This window comes from Flavobacterium sp. HSC-61S13 (assembly GCF_024171535.1).
Classification (GTDB): domain Bacteria; phylum Bacteroidota; class Bacteroidia; order Flavobacteriales; family Flavobacteriaceae; genus Flavobacterium.
On record NZ_JALJZV010000001.1, the window covers coordinates 317404 to 343738 of the forward strand.

General features: G+C 38.1%; 19 protein-coding genes and 2 tRNA genes. 9 read left to right on the top strand and 12 right to left on the bottom strand.

What is annotated here, in order from left to right; translation table 11 throughout:
* The first annotated feature begins 17 nt into the window (after positions 1-17).
* From L1275_RS01365 to L1275_RS01380, 4 genes are all read left to right on the top strand, one after another.
* Positions 18-1016, top strand: coding sequence for a glycosyltransferase family 2 protein (locus tag L1275_RS01365; RefSeq protein WP_253468925.1), 999 nt, complete (start codon positions 18-20; stop codon positions 1014-1016).
* Between the two features lie 3 nt (positions 1017-1019).
* The gene (coaE, locus tag L1275_RS01370; RefSeq protein ID WP_253468927.1) at positions 1020-1613 is read left to right on the top strand and encodes a dephospho-CoA kinase; all 594 of its coding nucleotides are present in this window, start codon (positions 1020-1022) and stop codon (positions 1611-1613) included.
* Positions 1614-1681: 68 nt separating this feature from the next.
* Positions 1682-3265 (top strand): sensor histidine kinase KdpD, encoded by a 1584-nt coding sequence (locus tag L1275_RS01375; RefSeq protein WP_253468929.1) that lies wholly within the window; start codon positions 1682-1684, stop codon positions 3263-3265.
* 4 nt (positions 3266-3269) lie between these two features.
* Positions 3270-3986 (top strand): response regulator transcription factor, encoded by a 717-nt coding sequence (locus L1275_RS01380; protein ID WP_253468930.1) that lies wholly within the window; start codon positions 3270-3272, stop codon positions 3984-3986.
* Between the two features lie 145 nt (positions 3987-4131).
* On the opposite strand, the gene L1275_RS01385 is transcribed toward L1275_RS01380, so the two are convergent.
* The 8 genes from L1275_RS01385 to L1275_RS01420 all read right to left on the bottom strand — a co-directional run bounded on the left by L1275_RS01385 (position 4132) and on the right by L1275_RS01420 (position 11976).
* On the bottom strand, positions 4132-4878 hold the full coding sequence (locus L1275_RS01385; protein ID WP_253468932.1) for an acyl-[acyl-carrier-protein] thioesterase: 747 nt from the start codon (positions 4876-4878) through the stop codon (positions 4132-4134).
* A gap of 16 nt (positions 4879-4894) precedes the next feature.
* Positions 4895-5812, bottom strand: coding sequence for a tRNA (adenosine(37)-N6)-dimethylallyltransferase MiaA (miaA, locus tag L1275_RS01390; protein WP_253468934.1), 918 nt, complete (start codon positions 5810-5812; stop codon positions 4895-4897).
* Positions 5799-6644, bottom strand: coding sequence for an ion transporter (locus L1275_RS01395; protein ID WP_253468936.1), 846 nt, complete (start codon positions 6642-6644; stop codon positions 5799-5801). The genes miaA and L1275_RS01395 overlap by 14 nt, the downstream gene beginning before the upstream one ends.
* A gap of 23 nt (positions 6645-6667) precedes the next feature.
* The gene (locus tag L1275_RS01400) at positions 6668-8017 is read right to left on the bottom strand and encodes an exonuclease domain-containing protein (RefSeq protein ID WP_253468938.1); all 1350 of its coding nucleotides are present in this window, start codon (positions 8015-8017) and stop codon (positions 6668-6670) included.
* Positions 8018-8036: 19 nt separating this feature from the next.
* On the bottom strand, positions 8037-8708 hold the full coding sequence (locus tag L1275_RS01405; protein WP_253468940.1) for a YggS family pyridoxal phosphate-dependent enzyme: 672 nt from the start codon (positions 8706-8708) through the stop codon (positions 8037-8039).
* A 6-nt stretch (positions 8709-8714) separates the two neighbouring features.
* A complete protein-coding gene (locus L1275_RS01410; protein ID WP_253468942.1) occupies positions 8715-9932 on the bottom strand; it encodes a DUF1015 domain-containing protein in 1218 nt (405 codons plus the stop codon).
* 77 nt (positions 9933-10009) lie between these two features.
* On the bottom strand, positions 10010-10897 hold the full coding sequence (locus tag L1275_RS01415) for a 3-hydroxyacyl-CoA dehydrogenase family protein (RefSeq protein ID WP_253468944.1): 888 nt from the start codon (positions 10895-10897) through the stop codon (positions 10010-10012).
* Between the two features lie 113 nt (positions 10898-11010).
* Positions 11011-11976, bottom strand: a complete 966-nt coding sequence (locus L1275_RS01420) for a Gfo/Idh/MocA family protein (protein ID WP_253468946.1) — start codon at positions 11974-11976, stop codon at positions 11011-11013.
* A gap of 151 nt (positions 11977-12127) precedes the next feature.
* Here L1275_RS01420 and L1275_RS01425 point away from each other — a divergent pair, with 151 nt between their 5' ends.
* Positions 12128-12769, top strand: a complete 642-nt coding sequence (locus L1275_RS01425) for a protein-L-isoaspartate(D-aspartate) O-methyltransferase (protein WP_253468948.1) — start codon at positions 12128-12130, stop codon at positions 12767-12769.
* A gap of 83 nt (positions 12770-12852) precedes the next feature.
* Here the strand turns inward: L1275_RS01425 and L1275_RS01430 are convergent, their stop codons facing one another.
* The gene (locus tag L1275_RS01430; RefSeq protein ID WP_253468950.1) at positions 12853-13965 is read right to left on the bottom strand and encodes a helix-turn-helix domain-containing protein; all 1113 of its coding nucleotides are present in this window, start codon (positions 13963-13965) and stop codon (positions 12853-12855) included.
* A 404-nt stretch (positions 13966-14369) separates the two neighbouring features.
* Here L1275_RS01430 and L1275_RS01435 point away from each other — a divergent pair, with 404 nt between their 5' ends.
* From L1275_RS01435 to L1275_RS01450, 4 genes are all read left to right on the top strand, one after another.
* Positions 14370-19292: a PKD domain-containing protein gene (locus tag L1275_RS01435; protein WP_253468952.1), complete on the top strand. Its 4923-nt coding sequence runs from the start codon at positions 14370-14372 to the stop codon at positions 19290-19292.
* A 103-nt stretch (positions 19293-19395) separates the two neighbouring features.
* A complete protein-coding gene (locus L1275_RS01440; protein ID WP_253468954.1) occupies positions 19396-21285 on the top strand; it encodes a T9SS type A sorting domain-containing protein in 1890 nt (629 codons plus the stop codon).
* Positions 21286-21357: 72 nt separating this feature from the next.
* Complete coding sequence (locus tag L1275_RS01445) at positions 21358-23244, top strand: T9SS type A sorting domain-containing protein (RefSeq protein WP_253468956.1); 1887 nt, start codon at positions 21358-21360, stop codon at positions 23242-23244.
* A gap of 72 nt (positions 23245-23316) precedes the next feature.
* On the top strand, positions 23317-25194 hold the full coding sequence (locus tag L1275_RS01450; RefSeq protein ID WP_253468958.1) for a T9SS type A sorting domain-containing protein: 1878 nt from the start codon (positions 23317-23319) through the stop codon (positions 25192-25194).
* A gap of 24 nt (positions 25195-25218) precedes the next feature.
* Here the strand turns inward: L1275_RS01450 and smpB are convergent, their stop codons facing one another.
* From smpB to L1275_RS01465, 3 genes are all read right to left on the bottom strand, one after another.
* Positions 25219-25671, bottom strand: coding sequence for an SsrA-binding protein SmpB (gene smpB / locus L1275_RS01455; protein WP_253468960.1), 453 nt, complete (start codon positions 25669-25671; stop codon positions 25219-25221).
* Between the two features lie 146 nt (positions 25672-25817).
* Positions 25818-25898 (bottom strand) — tRNA-Tyr (locus tag L1275_RS01460).
* 331 nt (positions 25899-26229) lie between these two features.
* A tRNA-Tyr gene (locus L1275_RS01465) sits at positions 26230-26310 on the bottom strand.
* Positions 26311-26335 lie beyond the last annotated feature (25 nt).

Here is a 26335-nt window from a genome sequence, read left to right on the forward strand (position 1 = left end):
TTAATAAAACTTTATAAATGCGTTATTCTTTTGTTATACCTATCTACAATCGTCCCGATGAAATGGATGAATTGCTTGAAAGTTTGTGTCACCAATCGTATACCTCAGAATTTGAGGTAGTTGTTGTAGAAGATGGCTCTACGATTGCTTGCAAACACATTATAGAGAAGTATCAACAACGATTGAATATCGCTTATTTTTTAAAAACCAATTCCGGTCCTGGTGATTCTAGGAATTACGGTATGCGCAAAGCTCAGGGAGATTATTTTATTATACTGGATTCAGATTGTATACTTCCCGCTCCATATTTGGCTGTTGTAGATGCCAATTTGCGCAGGGAATATGTGGATTGTTTTGGAGGACCAGATCAGGCATTAGACAGTTTTACTCCCATCCAAAAAGCCATTAATTTTTCGATGACTTCTTTTATAACTACGGGCGGTATCCGTGGCGGTTCTGAGAAATTGGATAAGTTTCAACCGCGAAGTTTTAATATGGGTATCTCAAAAATAGCTTTTGAACAATCTGGGGGGTTTGGAAATATTCATCCCGGAGAAGATCCAGATCTGACCATTAGGCTGTGGAATTTGGGCTTTCAGACCAAACTTTTTCCAGATGCTTATGTGTTCCACAAAAGAAGAATTGATTGGAATAAATTTTATATACAGGTTAATAAGTTTGGAAAAGCACGCCCGATACTAAACGCACGCTATCCGGAACATACCAAAATAACCTTTTGGTTTCCGACTTTATTTATGTTAGGAGCTGTGATGAGTCTCGTGCTCGCAGTACTCGGTTTTTCCGTATTATTAGGTTTGTATATATTGTATTTTGTGATTTTGTTTTTTAGTGCTTCATTGAAAAATAAAAGTTTTTTGATTGGTTTTTTGGCAATTTTTTCAACAATAATTCAGTTTTATAGTTATGGTACGGGTTTTGCTATATCATATTATAGAATATTTATAATGAAGTTAAAACCAGAATTGGCATTTCCTGAATTATTCTTTAAAAATTAAGAAATGAAACGAGTTATTTGTTTAACGGGTGGTATAGGTAGTGGAAAGACTACGGTATCGAATTTCTTTAAAGAAGCGGGGATTCCGGTTTATATTGCTGATGAGCGTGCTAAGACAGTCATGGATAAACCTGACATTATTTCAGCTGTTCAACAATTGTTTGACGAAAATGTCATTTTGGACAACAAATTACTTAATCGTCAAAAAATTAGGGAATTGGTGTTTGTGAATTCTGAATTATTAGGAAAATTAAATGCAGTTGTTCATCCGGCCGTTGCATTGGATTTTGAAAATTGGTTAAAACAACAAACAGATGCAGTATTTGTCATCAAAGAGTCGGCGATACTCTTTGAATCGCATACCGAAAAGAACTGTGATGAAATCATATTAGTCACTGCTCCAGTGGATATACGTATCGAAAGAGTGATGAATCGAGATGGGGTAAATCGCGAAAATGTTCAAAATATTATGATAAATCAGATGGACGACCGCGAAAAACAGAAGAATTGTCAGTATATCATTGAAAATATCGATAAAAACAAAACGAAATTAGAGGTAAAAAAAATTATCAATAACATTTTAACTAAAAATAAATAATTATTGTGTGTTAATTTTAAGTTAATCATTTACTTAGTAATGCATTTTAATGTTAATTTTGATATAGCATGAATAAATTTAGGTTTCGTTTATTAGTACTGATTATGAGTTTCTCTTTGGTAGGGATCATTTTAGTTCAATTGTATTGGATTAATTCTTCCTATCAGAATAATGAGGAGCAGTTTAAATATCACGTTCAGCAGGTTATTGGAAATGTTGCTACAAAAGTACAACAGCGCGAAGCTTTGGAATTTTACCGCAAATACAACGAATTAAAAGATAGTATTGGCGTTGCCCCAAAACAGAATGAACTCAAGCAGTTTATGTATGTGGAGCGCAACTTAAATACCAATGAGCAGATTATATATTCGAATACGCTGATTTTAGAAGATTACAATTTAAAGGGGGCGCTTTTTGATAAAAATGCAGATAGTATAAAAATAAAGAATTTTGTTTCCCAAAGGAAGACACAATTCTACAACGGAACTTCGGTGGATAAATCGGCCATGAACCAAGGAGGTTTACCCGATCAAACGGTGGAAAAAACGGAGAATCTAGACGTTCTAGATCGCGCTCAATTCGATATTTATTTTAAGGATATCGTCGCTTTAAAACCGATAGGAAATCGAATTTCAAAAAGCGAATTGCGAAATCTATTGACGGCAGAGTTAAAACAATATGGGGTAACAGCACCCTTTGAGTTTGGTATTTACAGCAATGGTTTAGCGACGAAGATTAAATCGGATGAGTTTGTATATAAGGAAAATGCTACGTATGGCGTTCCGATCTTGACAGAAAATGACGGTAAAAGTAAATACCAATTGTATATTACTTTTCCCAACAAAACAAAGTATTTGTTTTCCTCGCTGATCGGTATCACGTTTATGTCAGTATTGTTTACGGTGGTGATTATCGCGGCGTATTTCAGTGCGATAAACCAATTGATCAAGCAGAAGCAGATCTCCGAGATCAAGACAGATTTTATCAATAATATGACTCACGAGTTTAAAACCCCTATAGCGACGATAAATTTAGCTTTAGATGCGATTAAAAATCCGAAGGTCACCGATGATAAGGAGAAAGTTGCCCGGTATCTGCAGATGATACGGGAGGAGAATAAGAGAATGCATGCACAGGTGGAAAACGTATTGCGAATTTCCAAATTAGAAAAGCGAGAGCTGGATATATCTAAGGAAACCGTAAACGTACACGATGTCATTGAACACGCTTTAGATCACGTGGATCTGATTATTCAAGACAGTGGAGGGGAGGCGCGTTTGCACTTGGATGCAAAAAGAACAGATGTTTTGATGAATGAATTTCATTTCACCAGTGTTATCGTCAATATTTTAGATAATGCTATTAAATATTCTATTAAAGAGCCACAAATAGATATTTATACAGAAAATGTAAAGGATTTTATTTTAATAAAAATAAAGGACCAAGGTGCTGGTATGAGTAAGATTGCTCAGAAGAGAATTTTTGAGAAGTTTTACCGAGAACACACAGGCGATTTACACAACGTTAAGGGCCATGGATTAGGTCTGGCCTACGTTCAACAGATCGTCGAAGATCACAATGCACAAGTTTTTGTGGAAAGTGAGAAAGGTAAAGGAAGTACCTTTATCATTAAAATGCCATTAATAAATTAGTAATATGGAAACAACAAACAACAAAAAGATTTTACTTGTAGAAGATGACCCGAATTTCGGAGCCATTTTAAAAGATTATTTAGTAATCAACGATTTCGAAGTTACTCTCGCTAAGAACGGAATGGAAGGATTTGAAAAATTCAAAAGAGATACTTATGACCTATGTATCTTGGATGTGATGATGCCTTACAAAGACGGATTTACCTTAGCACGTGAAATCAGAGACAAAAATAAGGATATTCCAATTATTTTCTTGACTGCAAAGTCTATGAAAGAAGATGTATTGAAAGGATATAAAGTAGGTGCAGATGACTACCTAAATAAACCTTTTGATTCTGAAGTTCTTTTGATGAAAATCAAAGCGATTATTCACAGAAAAGCCTCTGAGGTTAAAACGGATAATACTAAATTTGAATTCCAAATTGGTAAATTCCATTTAAACTCTAAATTGCGATTTCTAACGTTTGAGAATGACGAGCCAATCAAACTCTCACCTAAGGAAAACGAGCTTTTAAAAATGTTAGCAATTTACGAGAATGACCTAATGCCTCGTGAAGCAGCTTTGACCAAAATATGGAGAGATGATAACTATTTCACTTCTCGTAGTATGGATGTTTATATCGCAAAATTGCGTAAATATCTGAAACAAGACGAACAGGTGGAAATTTTAAATATTCACGGAGAGGGATTCCGTTTAGTTGTTAAAGAACTAAAACAATAATTTTAAAAAAAGGGTTTTACATGGGAAATGTAGGGCCCTTTTTTTATTCGTAAATCGAAAGTCGTAAATCGAAAGTCGAAGAACTCCGTAGTTTAAAAGTTGATGTGGCTCTTTTTATTAATCATGGAATACTGATTACTGATCACTAAACATCCCAAGTCAATTGACAAATAAAATGCGTGATTCCTTCACTGCTGATGGTGTAAGTATCGCAATGAGTTTGTTCGCTAGCTAAATTAACTTCATAAGGCATACCGTATACCATTTCTCTTTTAAAAATCATTTCTATAGTGGAGAACTCGTGTTTCATGATTTTTTCAAACGGTACTGTATCTAAAATCCATTCCACGTACTTGGTGTTGTTAACGTGATTAACCATATCCAGATCGGAGTAGAGCACGGTATTCTCGCGCACCTTATCAAAGGCTAGATCGGTTGGGATTTTGCTAAAATCGCCTTTAAGGGCTTTTTTGGAATTAAAGATGTCAAAATGGTCGTGTGGGATACTCATGACATCGGGCCTGCGCTTTACGGTATTGATGATTACCCAAAGCGTACTGATTCCCATGATTTTTTCGCCGTTTAAGAAAATCTCAAAATTTCTTATCGAGCGCGAGCCTTCTAGGCTTTGAATCCAAGTGTGAATTTCGATGATGTCTTGCCATTGCGGAAGTCGATCAATTTCAACCTTCATTTTGTTTAATACCCAGGCCAAGTTGTTTTGTTGTAAATCTTCAAAACTAATACCTCCTAAGATGGAGTGGGTGTTGGCTACTTTTTGTAGAATTTGTCCAATAGCAGCTGTCTTTAGTTTTCCGCTGGGTGCGCATTCTAAAAAGTCCACTTCGTGGGTTTGTGTATAAAGAGAAGTAAAGTTGGGTGATATAGGCATTAAATACGTATTTTAATTAGGGTGCTGTTTGATGGTGTATTTTTTGTATAATATCTTTTAAAGGGGTATGAATATCAAACCAGTTTACTGCATCGAGTTTTTTAAACCAGGTTAATTGTCTTTTGGCAAATCGTCGGGTATTTTTTTGTATTTCTGCTTGCGCAAACTCCAAACTGATCTCGTCGTTGAAAAAGGAGAATAATTCACGATATCCAACGGTTTGTAAGGCATTCAGGCTTTGATGTGGATAGAGCTGTCTGGCTTCGTCCACTAAACCTTGTTCCATCATTAACTCCACGCGCTGGTTGATTCGCGAATACAATTCTTGGCGATCTGCTTCGAGTCCGATAATTATAGGGGTAAAGTTACGCGTATTTTCCTTTTGTTTTAAAAAAGAAGAATAGGGTTGTCCACTGCCAATACAGACCTCTAAAGCGCGGATTAGGCGTTGTGGGTTTTGCAAAGCGACCTTTTTATAATGTATAGGATCTAATTCCAGTAGGAGTGTTTGTAGGGATTCTAGTCCCTGCTCTTCGAGTTGCTGGTTTAGTTTTTCGCGTATTTCGGGATTGATTTCGGGAAATTCGTCCAAACCATTCAACACGGCATTGACAAACAAACCCGAACCTCCAACCATAACTTGAATCGGATTTTGGGTAAATAACTGATCCAATTTAAGCAAGGCATCGCGTTCAAAGTCGCCAACTGAATAGGGATTGAATATGCTTTTGTCCTGAATAAAATGATGGGGCGCTGCGGCCAATTCTTCTAAAGAGGGTACAGCGGTTCCTATGGTCATCTCTTGATAAAACTGTCGACTATCGCAGGAGATGATTTCGCAGTTGAAATGTTTGGCGATTGCGATGGCCAAGGCCGTCTTTCCAATTGCGGTCGGACCAACTACGGTGATTAAATAATTATTATTTGTAGACATTTTTTAATTTTTGACCGCAATTATAGCAGTAGTTCGAATCTTCATCATAAATAATTGTGGTACAAGACGGACAATTGCGGTTTTTATTCTCTAACCTATTTCTCTTGGCATTGGCAAATTCAGCGGTCACAATTCCCGTTGGCACAGCAATGATACCATAACCCATGATCATGATAAAAGATGCGATGATTTGTCCTAAGGTAGTGACCGGAGCGATATCGCCATATCCAACAGTAGTCAAGGTTACAATACACCAATAAATACTTGTTGGGATACTGGTAAAACCACTTTCTTTACCTTCGATAACATACATTAACGCACCCAGCAAAACAGAAACGATCAAGATAAAATAGACAAAAACTATAATCTTTGTTCGACTGGCGATTAAAGCCAGCTTCAAGTGGGATTCCTGACCGACATACGGCATTAAATTCAATATGCCAAACAATCGTAGCAAACGCAAGGCTCTTACTACCGATAAAATGCGGGAACCCGGTATAAAAAACGATAAATACATCGGTAATATCGAAATCAAATCAACGATTCCATAAAAGCTAAATATATATTTTAGCGGTTTTTTATTACAAATGATTCTCAGGGTGTATTCAATCGAAAAGAACACCGTAATGATCCATTCCGATACGATGATAAACGTATGGTATTTGGTGTCTAGTTGTTCGATTGATTCCAGCATCACCAGTAATACGCTGAGTAAAATGACACCTAATAAAAGTAGATCAAATAACTTTCCTGCAAAAGTATTGGAACCGTAAATGATGATGTAGATTTTCTGTCTAAGAATATCGTATTTATTTTTAAACTTTTTCTCCATGAGTTAGTGCGTTTCTTAAACAGTTAAAATTTCAGCAGTTTATAACCGCGGCGTTTATTCATGTAGTTCAGAATAATATTTCTGTGGTTTCTGTGAAAGGCCAAGGGGATCAATATACTATGTAGGCGTTCTTTAGAGGTAATTTGAAAATTGAGGTCATAATAACAGTAGCCTAGCAATTTGCCGTTTTCAATAACCACAGCACTCTTTTCTTCAAGTTTGCGTCCCTTGTCGACTAAAAGTACATTTTTATCGTCCAAGACATAATCTTGTACGGCTTCTAATAGTCGCGGGTTGTATTGATCGAAAGCTTCTATACTGTCATCCGAGAAGGTTTCCGTATTTATTTTTTTATTGTTTTTGGCATTGAACTGAGCGATAAAAGGATTTAGATTGTGATCTAAGATGATTTTCTCAGTAAATTTTATCCCTTCAGCAGGGGAGTTGAATGCCATAACATTTTTTTTGCGCCCGTCGGTTTTTTCTATAGAAAAATACAAAAAACCTGCTGTATTGGTTTTGATGTATAGTGAATACGGGTAAATCGCTTTGGGACTTACTCGATTGTATATCGGTTTGTTAATTGCTATTTCTTCGGATTCTTTGAGTAAAGCAATTAATTCATTACCGGTTTTTTCAAAGGTAACGGTATATACTTCCTTTTGTATTTTTTTAAAGACCGCGGTGTTGCTGGTAAAGTTTTGGCTGACTTTCTTTTTGATATTTGTACTCTTACCGATAAATATAATATTGCCTTGTTCGTTGTGTATATAGTAGATACCAGTTGAAGAGGGTAGTTGTTCAACGATATCCAATAATTTTGGAGCAATACCGATTTTGATATCGGACTTGATCATCTCTTTGAGTATGTTTTTCTCCAAATCCTTAGACAATAAAAGTTGGAATAATTTTAGTGTGGCAATCGCATCGCCGTTTGCGCGGTGTCGGTCGGCAATGGGAATTCCCAATGATCGCACCAATTTGCCTAAGCTATAGGATTGTTGCTCTAAAATAAGTTTTTTAGACAATTCTACCGTACAAAGTGTAGAACGTCTAAAATCGTATCCTAAACGCCTAAATTCAGTGCGTAGAATACGATAATCAAATTCGGCATTATGGGCTACTACCACACAGTCCTCCGTGATTTCTATAATGCGTTTGGCTACTTCATAAAATTTGGGAGCAGAGCGCAACATCGCATTATTGATGCCTGTAAGTTTAACCACAAACGGCTGTATCTCAATTTCGGGATTGACTAAGCTTATGAATTGATCAACCACCTCAGTGCCATCAAATCTATAAATGGCAATTTCGGTAATGCCTTCTTCATTAAATTGTCCCCCTGTGGTTTCAATATCTAATATGGCGTACAAATTCTTACAAGATTATATATTAATAATTACGACTGCCAAAAATAGTACTACCAATTCGTATCATGGTGCTTCCAGAGCTTATAGCCGTGATATAATCGTTACTCATCCCTATTGAGAGCTCTTTAAAGTCTACATTTTCAAGTTCTTTATACTGAAGTTGTACCCGATGAAAGATCGTATTCAAATGGTCAAATTCCCCTTTTATTTTGGTCTGATCATCTGTAAAGGTGGCCATGGCCATCAAACCAACAATCTTAATGTTTTTTAATTCTCTTAATGCTGGCGAAGATAAGATCTCATCGAGTTCGGATTCTTCGAGCCCAAATTTGGATTCTTCGTCGGCTATATATACTTGTAACAAACACGGAATGACGCGTTCGTTTCGCTTGGCTTGTTTATCAATTTCTCTAAGCAGTCTAAAACTATCCACACCGTGGATTAAACTGACAAAAGGGGCCATGTATTTTACTTTATTAGTTTGGACATGCCCAATCATATGCCACTGAATGTCTCTCGGTAAAACCTCGAATTTATCTGACATTTCTTGAATTTTGTTCTCTCCAAAGATTCTTTGTCCAGCTTCGTATGCTTCCAAAATATCTTCCACCGGTTTGGTTTTTGAAACCGCAACCAAGGTTACCCCAACAGGTAACGCCTTTTTAATTTCCAATAAACGAGATGCTATAGTCATGATTCTTTAAATTTCATAGATGATTAACCCACTTCTAAATTTGGGTTCAATATAAGTACTTTTTGGTGGCATAATTTGATTATTGTCCGCAAGTTCTTTAATTTCTGTCACATTTGTTGGATATAACATAAATCCAACCTCAAATTCGCCACTATCAACCATTTCTTTGATGGTGATGATCGATTCTGTACCCGGAACATATTCGATACGGCCATCTGTACGTAAGTCTTCAACACCCAAAATAGGATGTAGCAGTTCGGTATACAGTACTTGTGCGTCTAAATTATTTAAAACCCCTTCGGAATTGCCGGCACTCTTTAACTGCAGCGAATAAAATTCACCGTCGAGATACATCCCAAACTCTGTTTTTTTAGTCGGCTTCCACAAATGTTGCTTTTTGTTTTTTACGACAAATTTTTCATTTAATAACTGTAGAAAATCCGTTTTTGAATGTTGATTTAAATCGTGAATTAAACGATTGTATTCATAAATTTTAATGTTGTTTTCCGCGATCAGGAAACTCATAAAATAATCCAGATGTGGATTATTGGATTCGTGATCTTGTTTGTACAACAGCTCTGCAGAAGCTGAACGGTGGTGACCATCAGCTATATACAATTGATCAATAGAACCAAAGGTTTCAATGAGCCAATTTTGATCACTGATTTGATCGATTTTCCAGAAGGTATGTTTTTCCTTGTTGGAAGTAGTAAAATGGTATAAAGCCTGCTTTTGCTTAAATTCGTTTATCCAAGTATTCAGCGCTTTATTTTCGGGATACATCAACAAAACCGGTTCGGTATTAAATCGCGTAAAATGCAAATAATCTTTAAAAGTATGAACGCGGTATTCGAGGGTATCTTCGTGTTTTTTAATTAAGTTATTCTGATAATCTTCAATAGCAGTACCTGCTAAAATACCGGTAAATTGATGGTTTTTAGATTCGATTTGGTACAAATAAAAAACGGGATTATCTTCTTTTACAAAGATGCCCTCTTTTTTAAAATCCATAAATTTGGTTGCTACGGCCTTATACCGCTTTTCAATATTCACTTTTTGCTGATTGGCGTAGGCCGGATTCAGTATGTGTAAAAACGAAAAGGGGTTAAATTCTAAAGAATAAGCGAGTTCTGTGGTGCTGTAGTCGTCATAAGAACGGGTAGTCACCAAACTGACTTTATCTGAGGTAGGTCGCAAGCCTTGAAATGGAGCAATTTTTGCCATTGTAAAGCAGATTATAAAGGTGAAAAGTCAGCCGACACGAAAGTCAGCTGACTTTTTTGTTTTAGTATAGGGGTGGATTAAGAAAACATCTTGGCCACTTTTTCAGCCTTTTTGCTTTCGGAATAATCATAGAATCCCTCGCCAGATTTAACGCCTAATTTCCCTGCCATTACCATGTTTACCAACAGCGGACAAGGAGCGTATTTTGGGTTTTTAAAGCCATCATGCATCACATTAAGGATGGATAGACAAACGTCTAATCCAATGAAATCTGCCAATTGTAAGGGTCCCATTGGATGCGCCATTCCCAACTTCATCACCGTATCGATTTCTTCCACACCAGCAACGCCGTTGTATAACGTTTCGATGGATTCGTTGATCATCGGCATCAAGATTCTATTGGCTACAAATCCTGGATAGTCATTGACTTCAACAGGAGTTTTATCCAATTGTTTAGACAAGTCCATGATTTGTTGAGTAACCGCATCAGAAGTGTTGTAACCGCGGATGATTTCAACCAATTTCATAATCGGCACTGGATTCATAAAGTGCATACCGATAACGCGCTCTGGATTGGATACGACAGAAGCGATTTGAGTAATGGAGATAGATGATGTATTGGTAGCAAGTATGGTGTCTTTAGAACAAACCTGGCTTAATTCTTTAAATATATTTAACTTCAAAGTGCTGTTTTCCGTAGCTGCTTCAACCACCAAATCCGCATTGATTACACCGTCTTTGATGTCGTTGTACGTAATGATGTTTTCGATAGTCGCTTTTTTATCGGCTTCAGTAATAGCGCCTTTTGCAATCATTCTATCCAAGTTTTTAAGAATGGTATTCATTCCCATTTCAATTGATTTTTCAGAAATATCAATTAAAAATACTTTAAATCCTTTTTGAGCAAAAGTATGAGCAATTCCATTTCCCATAGTTCCTGCACCGATTACAGCTATATTCTTCATATGTTTTTATTTAATTTTTATTTAATTCAATAACAACCGTTTTAACAGTGATTTGCCTGTTAAGCAAAGGTGTGATTGCGGTCAATTTTCTAATTTATAGGTTGATTTTACGGTTATTTTTTAAAACACCCGATGATTTGTTGAGCCAATCGTAAAGCGGCTGCACCATCTTCTAAGGTAACTACCGGGGTAGTTTGGTTGTTGATGGCATCAGCAAAGGTTTCAAGTTCTTCTAAAATCGCGTTATTACTACCGACTTTAGGGTTGTCGTAATAGATTTGTTTAGAAACCCCTTCGGCATTTTGGAAGATCAAATCAAAATCGCCCGGCGTTTTCGGAGCTTCTTTCATTTTGACTACCTCACAGATTTTTTCTAAATAATCTACCGAGATATAGGCATCTTTTTGAAAGAAACGCGTTTTGCGCATGTTTTTCATCGAAATTCTACTGGCGGTAATATTGGCAACGCAACCGTTTTCAAATTCTACACGGGCATTGGCGATATCTGGTGATTCACTTAAGATGGACACCCCGCTAGCGCTAACCGTCTTAACTGGGGAGTTGACCACACTGAGTATAACATCGAGGTCGTGTATCATCAAATCCAAAACAACGGGAACATCAGTTCCGCGTGGATTAAATTCAGCCAATCGATGGGTTTCAATAAACATCGGTTGCTCGATTTTTCCTTTAATCGCTTGAAATGCGGGGTTAAATCGTTCCACATGTCCAACCTGTCCTTTTACATCGTACTGTTGAGCTAGGGCAATGAGTTCCTCAGCCTCTTCAACGGTATTGGTAATCGGTTTTTCAAGAAAGACGTGTTTACCTTGTTGAATCGCTTGTTTGGCACAATCAAAATGCGAAAGTGTTGGTGTAACGATATCCACAACATCAACTGCTGCTATCAATTCGGCTATGCTTTCGAATGATTTATAGCCAAACTCTGCGGCTACTTTTTTGGCATTTTCCTGAAAAGGATCATAAAATCCTACTAATTCATATTTATCTGATTGATTTAGTAAACGAAGGTGAATTTTACCTAAGTGTCCCGCTCCCAATACCCCAATTTTCAACATAAAAATTCAATTTGGAACAAAAATAAAACATATTTACTTAATCCCTAAGATTTAAAGTCTAAACTTTTGGCCATTCTTTATTCCACTTGGGTTTTTGGCTGTTTTTATACTGAAATATTGCGTAATTTTACGCAAATTAATATATGCAATAGTGAGAGATTCTGCCAAACATCAAGGACTTCGAAATCAATTAGTAGCCGTTTTACAACAAAAGGGAATTACCGACAAAAATGTACTTCAAGCCATCAAATCCATTCCTCGACATCTGTTTTTAGACTCGAGTTTTGAGGATTTTGCTTATCAGGACACGGCTTTCCCAATTGGTGCAGGACAGACGATTTCGCAGCCTTATACGGTAGCTTTTCAATCGCAACTATTAGAACTGAGCAAAGATGATAAGGTGTTGGAAATCGGCACTGGTTCGGGTTATCAAACCGCAGTATTGTATGCCATGGGGGCTCGTGTATTTAGTGTGGAAAGACAAAATGAATTGTATAAAAAAACATCGCAGCTGTTGCCAAAATTAGGAGTACGTGCCCGCCATTTAACCTTTGGAGACGGTTATAAAGGACTGCCGAATTTTGCGCCTTTTGATTCGATTATCGTCACTGCCGGAGCTCCTTTTATCCCGCAACCCTTAATGGCACAACTCAAAATCGGTGGTCGATTGGTGATACCTGTAGGGGAGGATGTACAAATCATGACTTTACTGATTCGCAAATCGGAAACCCAATTCGAAAAACACGAATTTGGAGATTTTCGCTTTGTTCCAATGTTGGGAGATAAAAATTAAAATTACAGCATCATAAACTGAAGTCGGGAATATAGAAGCTCTACAAGCAGACTATAGTTCCCGAGCTCAGTGAGTTCTTCTGATTACTCCATCTCTTGAGTGAATCGTGCTAAATACTGAGAAAGGGGTATGTGCATGACTTTAACGAAGGCTTTTGAAAAACTGCGTGCGCTAGAAAAACCCAATTCTTGACCAATAGCCGCAATTGTTAAACAGCGAAACCTCTTGTGGTTTTCTTCTAGGTTTTCAATGAAGTGTTTTATTCTCAGATCGTTGACATAGTCAATAAAACTTTTTTCTTTATAGGTGTTGATGCAATTAGAAAGGTAGTTGCGGTTGGTGTGCCATCGCTCAGCCAAGTTGTTTAAATGGATGCCCTGGCTTAAAAATTCTTTGTTCTTTTCAAAATCCTCTAAATGTTGTAATATTTTCGATACGATACTTTCTTTAAGAGTAAGTGTATGGGGCTTCTTTGAGGCATCGCTCAATTCTAAAGTTGCAATCGCAAGTTTATTTCTTTGTTTTTTAAGTAGTTGGTATTTTAGGTAGATAAAAATTAAACAGACAAAGAGGTGGTCTATAAGCAAAAGGACAAAGACTACAGCAGTCCTTACAAAGGTACTGGAATCTTCGAAGCGTTTTTCTTGATTTATGACATCTACAGTGGTTTGCTGCTGTTTCCATATCGAGCTTATCCGTGTTCTTGTGTCGTTGTACTTCCTTTCCAAATGCACGGATACTGCGGGTAGTTGCTTGTTTATGTTTAAGATTTTTTCTCCATTCCCGTTTTTCTCCAACTGGTCGTTAAAGTGGCTATAGTTATCGTAGTGATGAGGGTGTTTTAGTTTGGTAGCTAACAGATCTTTAATACCTGTGAAATCCATTTCGATTTGTTTGTTTCTGTATAAGCCCTTTTGCAGTTTTTTAATGAGTTTTGCGGAATTGTTTTGCGGACTAAGAAAGGGAAGTGTATTGTCACTGATTTTAATTGTCTCCAAGCAACTCCGTAGAGGTAGCGCCTTCATCAATCTCTTGTTGTAATTCCACGGTTTGCTGTTAAACTGCTCTTTATAATTCCCAAAATAGTTATCAAACAAAAATGAATGTTGAATTCGTTTTATCGTTACAGCTTTAACCCAAAGGTATCTTAAGGATCTCTTATCGGGCAGCGATGTTGTTTTAGCTGAAACTTTCATTGTCTTAGATCGAATTTCGAATGAAAAATGAAGGAAGATACTCTTGTATGTTGGCTCGATACAGCTAAGATAAGCGTTTAAGTAGGTCAGTAAAGTGAGGTAATATAATTTCATAATTGTTAAGAAAAGATTAAAGTTTTAGGTGTTTAAAAATCTGATTTTTTTTGTAATATTTTGATTAGCAGTATGTTGAATTATAAATGTATGTAAAATGATCAATGTGCACAACAATATTTTTGCATAATTAATCATAAAGTTTAGATTTGAGTTCTATTATTATGAATGTATTAGTAGTTAATAAATGTTAATTGTGTGAAAAAGAACCATTATTTACAAGTATTCAAATGGTGTTGCTCCATTTTAGTCACAGGGAGAAAATAAATAATCGTATTAAAATTAAAATTATGACAAAAAAAAACATATATCCGCTAACAGTGCAGACGGCATGCCTGTTATTTTTGTTGCTGTTCTATTCTATTTTAGTTACGGCGCAAAGCAACCATCCTTCCTTATCTTGGAATCAGCAGGTGGGCTGTATTGAATTTGACGACAGTAATGTTGCTTATACCGATTTTGGCTTGAGTGCAGATCTGATTGAAGCGATGAACGGCAGTAAGTGCTTGCGTTTTTGCGGGGGCAGTCGGGTTACTTACAAGTTGGAAGACGCTAATGTCAAGAGTGTTCAATGGCAGGTTGCAGGGGGAACCATAGAGACTAGCAACAATATCAATGCGGTGGTAATATGGGGTCTTCACGGTCATGGAGCCTTAACGGTCAACGTGACCTATACCAACGGTACCAGTAGTACATTTAGTTATTGTATTGAAAAAATCACCAGCCCCGAAGCCTTATTTCGAGTGAATAGCCCATACCCTGATCAGTTGGAGTTTTGTACAGGTAGCCCGATATCGTTTGACAACTTATCCAACAACAGAGGTGGTACAGCCATAATTAACTATAATTGGGATTTTGGAGATGGAAATACCTCCAATCTTTCTGCTCCGGTACATACCTATCAATATTCAGGTATCTATAAGGTGGTCTTAACCGTTACCAACAGTTGTAATTGTAGTTCAAGTTATGCTATATCAATTCATGTAGTAGGCGTTAATCCTACAGTGATTACTTGTAATAGTGTGACCTGCGAAGGCAATATAGAAACCTATAGTGTCAACACAGGTTGTGGGGGTGAATGGCAGGTTGAAGGTGGAACTATAATTAAAAACTACGGAAATTCTATTGATGTTAAGTGGAATAAAGTGGATTGGGAAAAGGGATTTGGAACTGTAAGTTATAGATCTCACTGCAGCTGTCCATTTTGGAATACGATAAAAGTACCCATAATTCTAAAAACGGGTATTATCAAAGGTCCCCATGTCATTTGTATGAATAGTCAGGGGCGTTTTACTTTACCGCAGTGGCCGAGTACAGAGTTTAAATGGCAAATCAATGGGGATCCAATTCATCCGGCATTGGTACTGACCGATCAACACAATGAAATTGTGATTAATGGGGCAGATTTAACTCCTGGTCTTCATCAATTAACTGTTGAATATCGGAATACCTTGATTGATAATTTCAGTTGTATGGGCTATGCGACTACTTCCTTACGAGTAAAGCCGACGGTTGAAATTCATACCGATCCGGCCCTAACCGTTTGTCAAGGCACGGTCAAAACTTTTAATACAACAGATGGAAGTTCTATAAATTGGATCGTCAGTTATAATAAAGGACTGATTCACAGCTCTATTGGAAGGCAACTTACCTATACCTTTGATCAAGGTGGGAGTTATGTGGTCGGAACCAATAGTAATTGGTGTATAGATGCGCCGATTGTGGTTGATGTTATCGATAAACCGACTATAAGCGGACGTATTGTAGGGCCGCAATACCTATGTTTGAATACGCCTTATACTTATAAAATAACGGATATCTCCCCCGATGTGACTTTTGTCTGGAGTGTAAGTGGAGGGACAATTATTGGAAGTAATGCCGGAACTGAGGTTTCTCTGTGTATTTCAAATCCATCGGCTGTGATTTCGGTTGTAAAACAAGTGGTCAAAGATGGCGTGATTTGTGTATCTGATCCGCTAACTTATTCCGTTAACGAGGTGGATGTGGATCCCTTTATCGTCAATAACAATATGGTCAATGAATTCTGCCCGAGTAATGTATATAAATTCTCAGCAAATCTAAACGGTATTAAAGTAGATCATATCGAATGGAGTATTAAAAGCTCTACGAACCAAACTAACTTTGGAAACATTGTCAGCGGAATCAATGCTCCAAACGTAGAAGTCAGTTTTAATGAAGTCAGTAGTTCCTATACAGGTATACTCACCTTAAAAGTGACCAAATGTAATGTGATAACGACTACCACCAGAACTATCAACTTGCTGAAAATGCCGGTTCTAACTATTGCACCCATAGCTGATGTTTGTCCGGGTTCTGGCACAATTACCTTGAATATTAAGAGTTCACCTCCGGTTAGCGGTATTATCAAAGTGGGTTTTGACGGGGCAGTTCCTTCGGGATCCTATTCGTTCACCAGCGGTGTTCCTTTAACAGTAGGTAATGGTTTTGTCAACAATAGCACGACAAATATTACAAAATCCTTGTCAATCAGGTTAGAAAAACCCAACGGTTGTAATTATGTGGCTGTAGCTTCGCAAAATGTAACCATATTTCCATCTACTAAAATAGATATTACACCGGGATATCGCCATTTGGTATGTCCAGCCACCTATACTTCGATTCCCTTATCTGCTACGATATCCACCGGAGTTACCGCTTCAGTATCGTTTCAATGGTTTAAAAACGGCAATTGGATTCCAGGAGCCAATACGTCCAATTACACGATTAAGGGAGCTCATCCTGAGGGATTGTATCGCTTGGATGTGCGGGATAAAAACGGCTGTACTGTAAGTTCGAAATCGGTTTATGTAGAAATTAAATGCAATACGAATCCGGGTTGTACCGTTACCCCAGATCCGAATATGAAAGTAAGTGCAAATTGGGATAGCTGTGATGTGATCAAAGCTCAGGTTACTTATGTCGGTACACCGACCAATATCACTTGGCAAGGCAGTACTGGTGTTACATCGGCTGGTGCTAACCATACGGCAAATGCGACCTTTAATGTGTCGATTGCTGGAAACCATACGATCACCGCAATACTGAATTACAACGGTTGTTTTGTTCACAAATCCGTACAAGTCAGTAAAAGTTACGAGCCTATTTTAAAGAGCAGTATTACTTGTAATGCAGACGGTACTTACAACGTCGTATTATTAAATAACACCAACATTTACGGCGTGACAGCGGGCTCTATGAAGTATAGTTATTCTGGATATGGGATTACTGGAACGGCAGGGGGAAACAGCCATACGATTAACAATGTGCCACCGGGCGATTATACCTATACCCTTAGCGCAAGGTCTGGAAACCTGCCGCTTTGCAGCACACAGTTAAACATCACATTGGATCCAAAACCCGAAACGGCTTTTAGCGTATCGGGTCCTTTCTGCTCGGAATCGGCTATCAGTTTGACCGTGCCGGGAACCTATAAACCCGAAAACCGCTATGAATGGCATTTTAGTAGTACACATTATGTTGCCAGTGGACCGACTTCATTGATAAATTTTGGTAGTAGTGGTCAAAAAACAGTTTATTTAAAAGTTATTACTCCTTATGGTTGTGTGTATCAAACGTTGAATCCCGTGGATATTGTAATTAGCAAAGCGAAGTTTAATGGAGATATTTTACCGGATATAGTCAATTATTGTGAAGGATCGCCTTTTGTTTTGAGTTATATTCCTGTAGGAGGAACTACGATACCAGTAGACATCCTTTGGATGCGCGACGATGAACCGATGGGTGACGGTCTCACTTATACTCCAACGGTTAGCGGTTCCTATTGGCCGGTTTTGCAAGATATTAAGGGCTGTAAGGATTACAGTATGGCTACTAAAACGCGTAATGTAATTATCCGCAAACCGCCTTTTGTCAGCATTAACGGCAATACCAGTATCTGTGCTGGCGAACGCGTCAGTCTAAGCGGTATGATTACCGAGGCAGATGTTGAGCACCGGTGGATCGGGCCTTATTTACCGGCAGGTTATAGCAATTGGGTTACGGGCAATACCAACTTGCTGATTGAATACCATACTCTACCAGCCGGCACCTATACCTATACCTTAAGTGCGCGGGCGCCTCAAGATCCCATTTGTGTAAATAATGTCAGTGTTACGGTAGTAGTACACGAAGCGGTAAAACCACCTGTAATTCAATATAAATTAGTGAATTGTAGACCATATACCTTACAATTAACGGCAAGCGGACCCGCTAAAGGTGTTTACAATTGGAGCAACGGTCAAACGGGACGCAGCATAGAGGTTACTCATGGTGGTGCTTATGGGGTCACCTATACCTCACCGACGGGTTGTAGGGCTACTAGTAGCATTCAAGCACCAAATAGTCCCGAACGTGCCCTATGGGTGGTTCCAACGGGTTGTTATGACCTGTGCTTGGGAACTGGAGCCTATTTGATCGGACCTATTGGTATCTATAACGGCAATCGTTGGAAGGTTGATGGCAATACGGTGCAAAGCGGTAACAATACCTTTGTGCATACACAACCGATTAATGCGATGGGTGATTATCGATTGGAGATTGATTATACCTCCTGTACATTTGGTAGTGGAACGATGAATGTGACTCCGGCTTATCCAGCTTGTCCGAGTATCCCATGTCAAGTAGATATGCGTATGATTATGGTTGGCCATGTTCAAAACGGTTTTATTTATCAATTGTGGATATATAATACGGCTGCAACAGCCGTGACCATGCATTTGAGTAGTCAAAATAATTTGGGGGTGTTTTCTCCAACGACGGCAACGCTAAATCCAGGTTTCAATACTATTATGCTCGAGTTTTATCTAAATGCGAATTACCAACCGGGTGCACAAGATGTATTTGTCATTCAAATGGCAGGTTGCCATATCAATGTATCGACGCAAACTTATGGTCTTTTGGACAAATCATTGGCAGGAAAAACAGCAATCGCACCGAGTTTACCGCAATTGACTTTAACGCCAAATCCGGCAACGGAAAATACCGCAGCTCATTTTGATATCGGTAGCGAATACATCAAGGCTCAAAATTTGGTGATTTACGATTTACTCGGGATGCAACGCGCCAAGTTTAAACTGAGCGGAACCACCGGAGCATTGAACGTGTATGTGGGGAATCTGGTACCCGGTACCTATCTGATTAGTTTGGAAGCCGACGGTAAGCGTATAGCCGAACAAAAACTAATAAAGAAATAACGAATAATTAAAATTCACATGAAATACGAAAACGATGTTGAATTATTGTATCAAAATGTTTTGGCATCGTTTTTTTGTTTTAAACTATATAAAGCTTACAATTATGAAAATACAACTACAAAAAACAATGTTTTTTTTAATAGGCTTGTTGTCAATTCTAGTATCGCCTTTAAATATTCAGGCGCAAACCAACGATCCTTTGGTTTATAATTGGCAATGGGCTTTCAACGGTGGTGGATCTTTGGGAAGAGGGAGTTGGGATTATAGTGTAGAGCAAATTCTCGATGTGGTTGTCGACAGTCAAAACAATTATTATTTTTTGGCGAACATCACCAACGGCAGTCCCAAACTCGCTGGTGAACCGGTTACGGTTTATGGGAATCTTGCAGGGGGAAACGACGTTTTTATCTTTTCAACTACTTGTGAAGGGGAAGTGCGTTGGAGTCAAGCGATAGGTGGAGGAGGATTATTTGATGCAGGATATAAATTATCATTGGATAGTAATGACAATGTTTATGTGGGGGTACGACTAAATTTTTCGAACTCAGATTTTCCTGTTCATTTTAGCCCTAAGGATATAGTCCCACCACTCGTATACGATTTTAACGATCCCTTTGGTCACATCCCTCAGGAGGGGTATAGAACATCTTATATCGCAAAATATAATACCAACGGAGTGTTTCAATGGAAAAAAGCCTTGCAAGGCGAGGTAAATCAGTTTAATTATGATTCTACAGTTCAGAATATTTTAATCGACAGTAAGGATGACATTCACTTTATAGTAGGTTTATCCGAAGGTACTCATTTGGATAAAAAGGTTACCGTTGCCAACGGCAAGTATCAGTATTTTTTGGTTCAAATGAATTCAACTACCCAAGTTTTTGAAAAAGTCATGTTGTTGCCCACCGAGGGGTTTTTAGTACAACCGAGTATACAGTTTAATTTGGATGAAAAACTGGGACGGTATTATATCTCGGGCTTTCGTTCGTGGGTTAATGTCGATGAAAACGTTGCACTGAGTTATCAAGGTGACGCCTTTACTAAAAATGCTTATATTTTGGCCATAGACGCCAAGACGGGTACAGAATTATGGCGTCGTGAAATGGATTCGGGTACTAATGTCGATGATTGTCGTATTTACGATCTCGATCTCGATAGTAACGGTGATTTGTTTATTGGAGGTAAGTTCGCAGTAGGTTCATCTAATGGTGGAGGAGCTGTAAAATTTATTAATCCAAAAAATCCAACACTAAATCCATATACATTCAAATTAAATATCACAGGAAATATGCCGTTTATTGCCAAACTCAATAGCAGTGGAGATGTAATATGGGCGCAAACTCCTACGGGTTATAATTGGAGAACAGCAATAACTGGTCAATACCATGCTTTTGGTGTCGCATTAAACGGTGATGAGGTGGTTTTGGCTATGAATGGAAACAATACGATATGGGATGATTTTCAGATTGATCGACCGATGAATCATAAAGCGGATCCGATGTTGGTTCGTTTTAATAAAAAGACAGGAGCTGTACTGGGCATGCATGATATAATGGGATTACACGGTTCTTATCAGTTAATGACGGCAGTTGAAACGGATAAGGATGGTAATTATGTAGTGGGCGGTGCTATGGAAGGTAGTCTTTTTAACGATAATGCGGGGGGTATTGAAACCCTATATTGCAACGGGCATTACGATTTTTATGTTGCCAAATTAGCCGCAGGACCTTGTGGTAAAAATCTAAATACCGAAACCTTTAATCCTATGGGGTTACAGTTGTATCCCAATCCAACTAGGGGTATGTTAAATGTAGTCAGCGAGGAACAGCTTCAAAGTTATGTGATACACAACTTACTGGGTCAACAAGTGCAAAACGGTCTGTTTAACGGTAGTTCACAAGTGAATATACAGGACTTAGCCGCTGGGACGTATTTTATAACGATCCAAACGCAACAGGAAATTAATAATACTTTGAAAGTGATAAAGAATTAGTTAATATCCGTCTTTATTCTGAATGGGATAGTGGATTGCATCGGGAATCCGACTGCTATAAAAAATGAAAAAATGAAAAAAATATTTTATATAAAACTAATTTTATTATTAGGTTTCTGGTCAGTTTTGTTGACGCCTTTAAATATTCAGGCGCAAACCAATGATCCTTTGGTTTATAATTGGCAATGGGCTTTTAACGGTGGTGGATCTTTGGGAAGAGGACCGTGGAGTTATAGTGTAGAGCAAATTCTCGATGTGGTTGTCGACAGTAAAAACAATTATTATTTTTTGGCGAACATCACCAACGGCAGTCCTAAACTCGCTGGTGAACCGGTTACGGTTTATGGGAATCTTGCAGGGGGAAACGACATTTTTATCTTTTCAACTACTTGTGAAGGGGAAGTGCGTTGGAGCCAAGCTATTGGAGGAGGGGGATTGTTTGATAAGGCTTTTAAAATAGCTTTAGACAGTAAAGATAATATCTATGTCGGTGCTTTTGTGAATTTTTCGGAGCCTGACTTTCCAGTCCATTTTAGTCCTGAGGATATTGTGCCTCCAAATGTATATGATTCTAAAGATCCGTATGGTTATTTACCTCAAGAAGGTTACAAAACTTCTTATATCGCAAAATATAACAGCAGTGGAGTGTTTCAATGGAAAAAAGCCTTACAGGGCGACGTAAATCGGTATAATTACGGTTCGAGTATGCATAAAATCCTAATCGACAGTAAGGATAATATTCACTTTATAGTTGGACTCACGGAGGGAGTTCATTTGGATAAAAAAGTCACGGTCGCTAAGGGCAAATACCAGCTTTTTTTGGTTCAAATGAATTCAACTACCCAAGTTTTTGAAAAAGTCATGTTGTTGCCCACCGAGGGGTTTTTAGTACAACCGAGTATACAATTTAATTTGGATGAAAAACTGGGACGATATTATATCTCGGGCTTTCGTTCGTGGGTTAATGTCGATGAAAACGTTGCACTGAGTTATCAGGGTACTGCCTTTACCAAAAACGCTTATATTTTGGCTGTAGACGCCAAAACGGGTGCAGAGTTGTGGCGACGTGAAATGGATTCGGGTTCTATAGATGATTGTCGCATTTACGATCTGGATATCGATAGTAACGGTGATTTGTTTATTGGTGGTAATTTTTTTAGAGATCCTGCTAACGGTGGTGGATTCGTGAAATTTATTAATCCAAGAAATCCTACATTAAATCCATATACATTTAAATTAAATTTTATAGGTAACATGCCTTTTATCGCCAAACTCAATAGCAGTGGAGATGTAATATGGGCGCGAACTCCTACGGGTTATAATTGGAGTACAGCAGATTCTGGTCAATACTATGCTTTTAAAGTGGCATTAAACGGTAATGAGGTGGCATTAGCTACACACGGCATGAATACGATTTGGGATGATTTTCAGATAGATCGCCCCAAGAATCATTTAAATGATCCGATATTAATGCGATTTAATAAAAAGACAGGTGCTGTATTGGGCATGCACGACATAATGGGATTACACGGTTCTTATCAGTTAATGACCGCTGTGGAGGTAGACAATGATGGTAATTATGTAGTGGGCGGTGCTATGGAAGGCAGTCTTTTTAACGATAATGCGGGGGGTATTGAAACCCTATATTGCAACGGGCATTACGATTTTTATGTTGCCAAATTAGCCGCAGGACCTTGTGGTAAAAATCTAAATACCGAAACCTTTAATCCTATGGGGTTACAGTTGTATCCCAATCCAACTAGGGGTATGTTAAATGTAGTCAGCGAGGAACAGCTTCAAAGTTATGTGATACACAACTTACTGGGTCAACAAGTGCAAAACGGTCTGTTTAACGGTAGTTCACAAGTGAATATACAGGACTTAGCCGCTGGGACGTATTTTATAACGATCCAAACGCAACAGGAAATTAATAATACTTTGAAAGTGATAAAGAATTAGTTAATATCCGTCTTTATTCTGAATGGGATAGTGGATTGCATCGGGAATCCGACTGCTATAAAAAATGAAAAAATGAAAAAAATGTTTTATATAAAACTAATTTTATTATTAGGTTTCTGGTCAGTTTTGTTGACGCCTTTAAATATTCAGGCGCAAACCAATGATCCTTTGGTTTATAATTGGCAATGGGCTTTTAACGGTGGTGGATCTTTGGGAAGAGGGGGTTGGGATTATAATGTAGAGCAAATTCTCGATGTGGTTGTCGACAGTAAAAACAATTATTATTTTTTGGCGAACATCACCAACGGCAGTCCTAAACTCGCTGGTGAACCGGTTACGGTTTATGGGAATCTTGCAGGGGGAAACGACATTTTTATCTTTTCAACTACTTGTGAAGGGGAAGTGCGTTGGAGCCAAGCTATCGGAGGAGGGGAATTGTTTGATAGTGCTTATAAAATAGCCTTAGATAGTGAGGACAATATCTATGTGGGGGCTTATGTGAAGAATACTTATGAAACGGATTTTCCAACGCATTTTAGCCCGACCGATTTTTTACCTCCTTATCCGTTTGATCCAACAACAATCAGTGATGCCTATAAAACTTCTTACATCGCAAAATATAATACCAATGGAGTGTTTCAATGGAAAAAGGCTTTGCAAGGTGATATTAGTTATGATTTCCGAGACTCTAGTATGCATAAAATCCTAATTGACAGTAAGGATAATATTCACTTTATAGTAGGACTCACGGAGGGAGTTCATTTGGATAAAAAGGTAACCGTTGCTAAGGGCAAATACCAGCTTTTTTTGGTTCAAATGAATTCAATTACCCAAGTTTTTGAAAAAGTCATGTTGTTGCCCGCCGAGGGGTTTTTAGTACAACCGAGTATACAGTTTAATTTGGATGAAAAACTCGGACGATATTATATCTCGGGCTTTCGTTCGTGGGTGAATGTCGATGAAAACGTTGCACTGAGTTATCAGGGTGCTGCCTTTACTAAAAATGCTTACATTCTGGCTATAGACGCCAAAACGGGTGCAGAGTTGTGGCGACGTGAAATGGATTCGGGTACTAATATCGACGATTGCCGTATTTACGATCTCGATCTCGATAGTAACGGTGATTTTTTTATTGGTGGTAAGTTTGCTGTAAGTTCATCTAATGGTGGAGGAACTGTAAAAATTATTAATCCAAAAAATCCAACACTGAATCCGTATATATTCAAATTAAATATCACAGGAAATATGCCGTTTATTGCCAAACTCAATAGCAGTGGAGATGTAATATGGGCGCGAACTCCTACGGGTTATAATTGGAGAACAGCAATAACTGGTCAATATCATGCTTTTGGTGTCGCATTAAACGGTGATGAGGTGGTTTTGGCTATGAATGGAAACAATACGATATGGGATGATTTTCAGATTGATCGACCAATGAATCATAAAGCGGATCCGATGTTGGTGCGTTTTAATAAAAAGACAGGAATTGTATTGGGCATGCATGATATAATGGGATTACACGGTTCTTATCAGTTAATGACCGCTGTGGAGGTAGACAATGATGGTAATTATATAGTGGGCGGTGCTATGGAAGGCAGTCTTTTTAACGATAATGCGGGGGGTATTGAAACCCTATATTGCAACGGGCATTACGATTTTTATGTTGCCAAATTAGCCGCAGGACCTTGTGGTAAAAATCTAAATACTGAAACCTTTAATCCTATGAGGTTACAGTTGTATCCCAATCCGACTAGCGGTATGTTAAATGTAGTCAGCGAGGAACAGCTTCAAAGTTATGTGATACACAACTTACTGGGTCAACAAGTACAAAACGGTCTGTTTAATGGTAGTTCTCAAGTGAATATACAGGACTTAGCCGCTGGAACGTATTTTATAACGATCCAAACGCAACAGGGAACTGATAAGACTTTAAAAGTGGTGAAACAGTGAGCAATTAAACAATTGACTTAAGTATTAAAATGCTTTTTTAATTCGATCGATATCTCTTTGGTTATCGCGGTCTTTGATGCTATCTCTTTTATCGTAATTCTTTTTACCCTTACACAAACCGATTTCAAGTTTGGCTAAACCTTTCTCATTGGTAAACAATCGAAGTGGGATGATAGTTAAACCTTTGTTTTGAACGCTTTTTAAGAGGCTTTTAAGCTCTTTTTTATTCAATAGTAACTTTCTTTCCGTTTTGGGTTTATGATTGAAGTGCTTGCTAAATGCATATTCTTCTATATGGGTGTTGATCGCGAATAATTCGTGACCCTGAAATTCGCAAAAACTTTCCGTGATACCTGCTTTGCCCAAGCGTATTGATTTGATTTCGCTTCCAGCCAGTACCATACCAGCAGTATATTTTTCGAGGATTTCATAGTCGTACCTCGCTCGCTTATTTAAAATGTTTACTGTTTTTTGCATAAAACAAATGTAGTAAAAAAATTGCTAATTAGTGTATGGGTCTGTTTGTGTATCGGCATTTAGATGAATTTACCTATTGGCCTATAGACGCGTTCATGTACTTGAGTGTTTTCCAAAAAAAAACAGACCATAAATGGTCTGTTTTGTGGGGAGAGTAGGATTCGAACCTACGAAGGTTTCCCAACGGATTTACAGTCCGTCCTCGTTGGCCGCTTGAGTATCTCCCCAGTAAGCGACTCGCCTATGTTTTTCAACGGTGCAAATATACAGTAGTTTTTGTAATCTGCAAGTGTTTGTCGCTAATATATGCTGTGATTTTTGATTTTTTATACGGTTTTTTTGTAAGGGTGAAGAGTATCAGTTAATTAGTGTTTATGCTTATTTGCACATTCGCACATTCGCACATTCGCACATTCGCACATTTGCACATTTGCACATACGCCCATTCGCTCTAACTCGTAAAAATGGAACAGCCTTTCAACTTATTCGCCTATCTGCGTATGGGTACCAAAAGTTTTTCCAAAAAAAAAACAGACCAAGTAAACTTGATCTGTTTTGTGGGGAGAGTAGGATTCGAACCTACGAAGGTTTCCCAACGGATTTACAGTCCGTCCTCGTTGGCCGCTTGAGTATCTCCCCAGTAAGCGACTCGCCTATGTCTTTC

Coding starts and splice junctions, on each gene's coding strand:
- L1275_RS01405 (WP_253468940.1), bottom strand. CDS start 8,708: ATGACTATAGCATCTCGTTTATTGGAAATTAAAAAGGCGTTACCTGTT.
- L1275_RS01435 (WP_253468952.1), top strand. CDS start 14,370: ATGACAAAAAAAAACATATATCCGCTAACAGTGCAGACGGCATGCCTG.
- miaA (WP_253468934.1), bottom strand. CDS start 5,812: ATGTCTACAAATAATAATTATTTAATCACCGTAGTTGGTCCGACCGCA.
- coaE (WP_253468927.1), top strand. CDS start 1,020: ATGAAACGAGTTATTTGTTTAACGGGTGGTATAGGTAGTGGAAAGACT.
- L1275_RS01375 (WP_253468929.1), top strand. CDS start 1,682: ATGAATAAATTTAGGTTTCGTTTATTAGTACTGATTATGAGTTTCTCT.
- L1275_RS01380 (WP_253468930.1), top strand. CDS start 3,270: ATGGAAACAACAAACAACAAAAAGATTTTACTTGTAGAAGATGACCCG.
- L1275_RS01445 (WP_253468956.1), top strand. CDS start 21,358: ATGAAAAAAATATTTTATATAAAACTAATTTTATTATTAGGTTTCTGG.
- L1275_RS01415 (WP_253468944.1), bottom strand. CDS start 10,897: ATGAAGAATATAGCTGTAATCGGTGCAGGAACTATGGGAAATGGAATT.
- L1275_RS01395 (WP_253468936.1), bottom strand. CDS start 6,644: ATGGAGAAAAAGTTTAAAAATAAATACGATATTCTTAGACAGAAAATC.
- L1275_RS01430 (WP_253468950.1), bottom strand. CDS start 13,965: ATGAAAGTTTCAGCTAAAACAACATCGCTGCCCGATAAGAGATCCTTA.
- L1275_RS01420 (WP_253468946.1), bottom strand. CDS start 11,976: ATGTTGAAAATTGGGGTATTGGGAGCGGGACACTTAGGTAAAATTCAC.
- L1275_RS01450 (WP_253468958.1), top strand. CDS start 23,317: ATGAAAAAAATGTTTTATATAAAACTAATTTTATTATTAGGTTTCTGG.
- L1275_RS01410 (WP_253468942.1), bottom strand. CDS start 9,932: ATGGCAAAAATTGCTCCATTTCAAGGCTTGCGACCTACCTCAGATAAA.
- L1275_RS01385 (WP_253468932.1), bottom strand. CDS start 4,878: ATGCCTATATCACCCAACTTTACTTCTCTTTATACACAAACCCACGAA.
- L1275_RS01440 (WP_253468954.1), top strand. CDS start 19,396: ATGAAAATACAACTACAAAAAACAATGTTTTTTTTAATAGGCTTGTTG.
- smpB (WP_253468960.1), bottom strand. CDS start 25,671: ATGCAAAAAACAGTAAACATTTTAAATAAGCGAGCGAGGTACGACTAT.
- L1275_RS01365 (WP_253468925.1), top strand. CDS start 18: ATGCGTTATTCTTTTGTTATACCTATCTACAATCGTCCCGATGAAATG.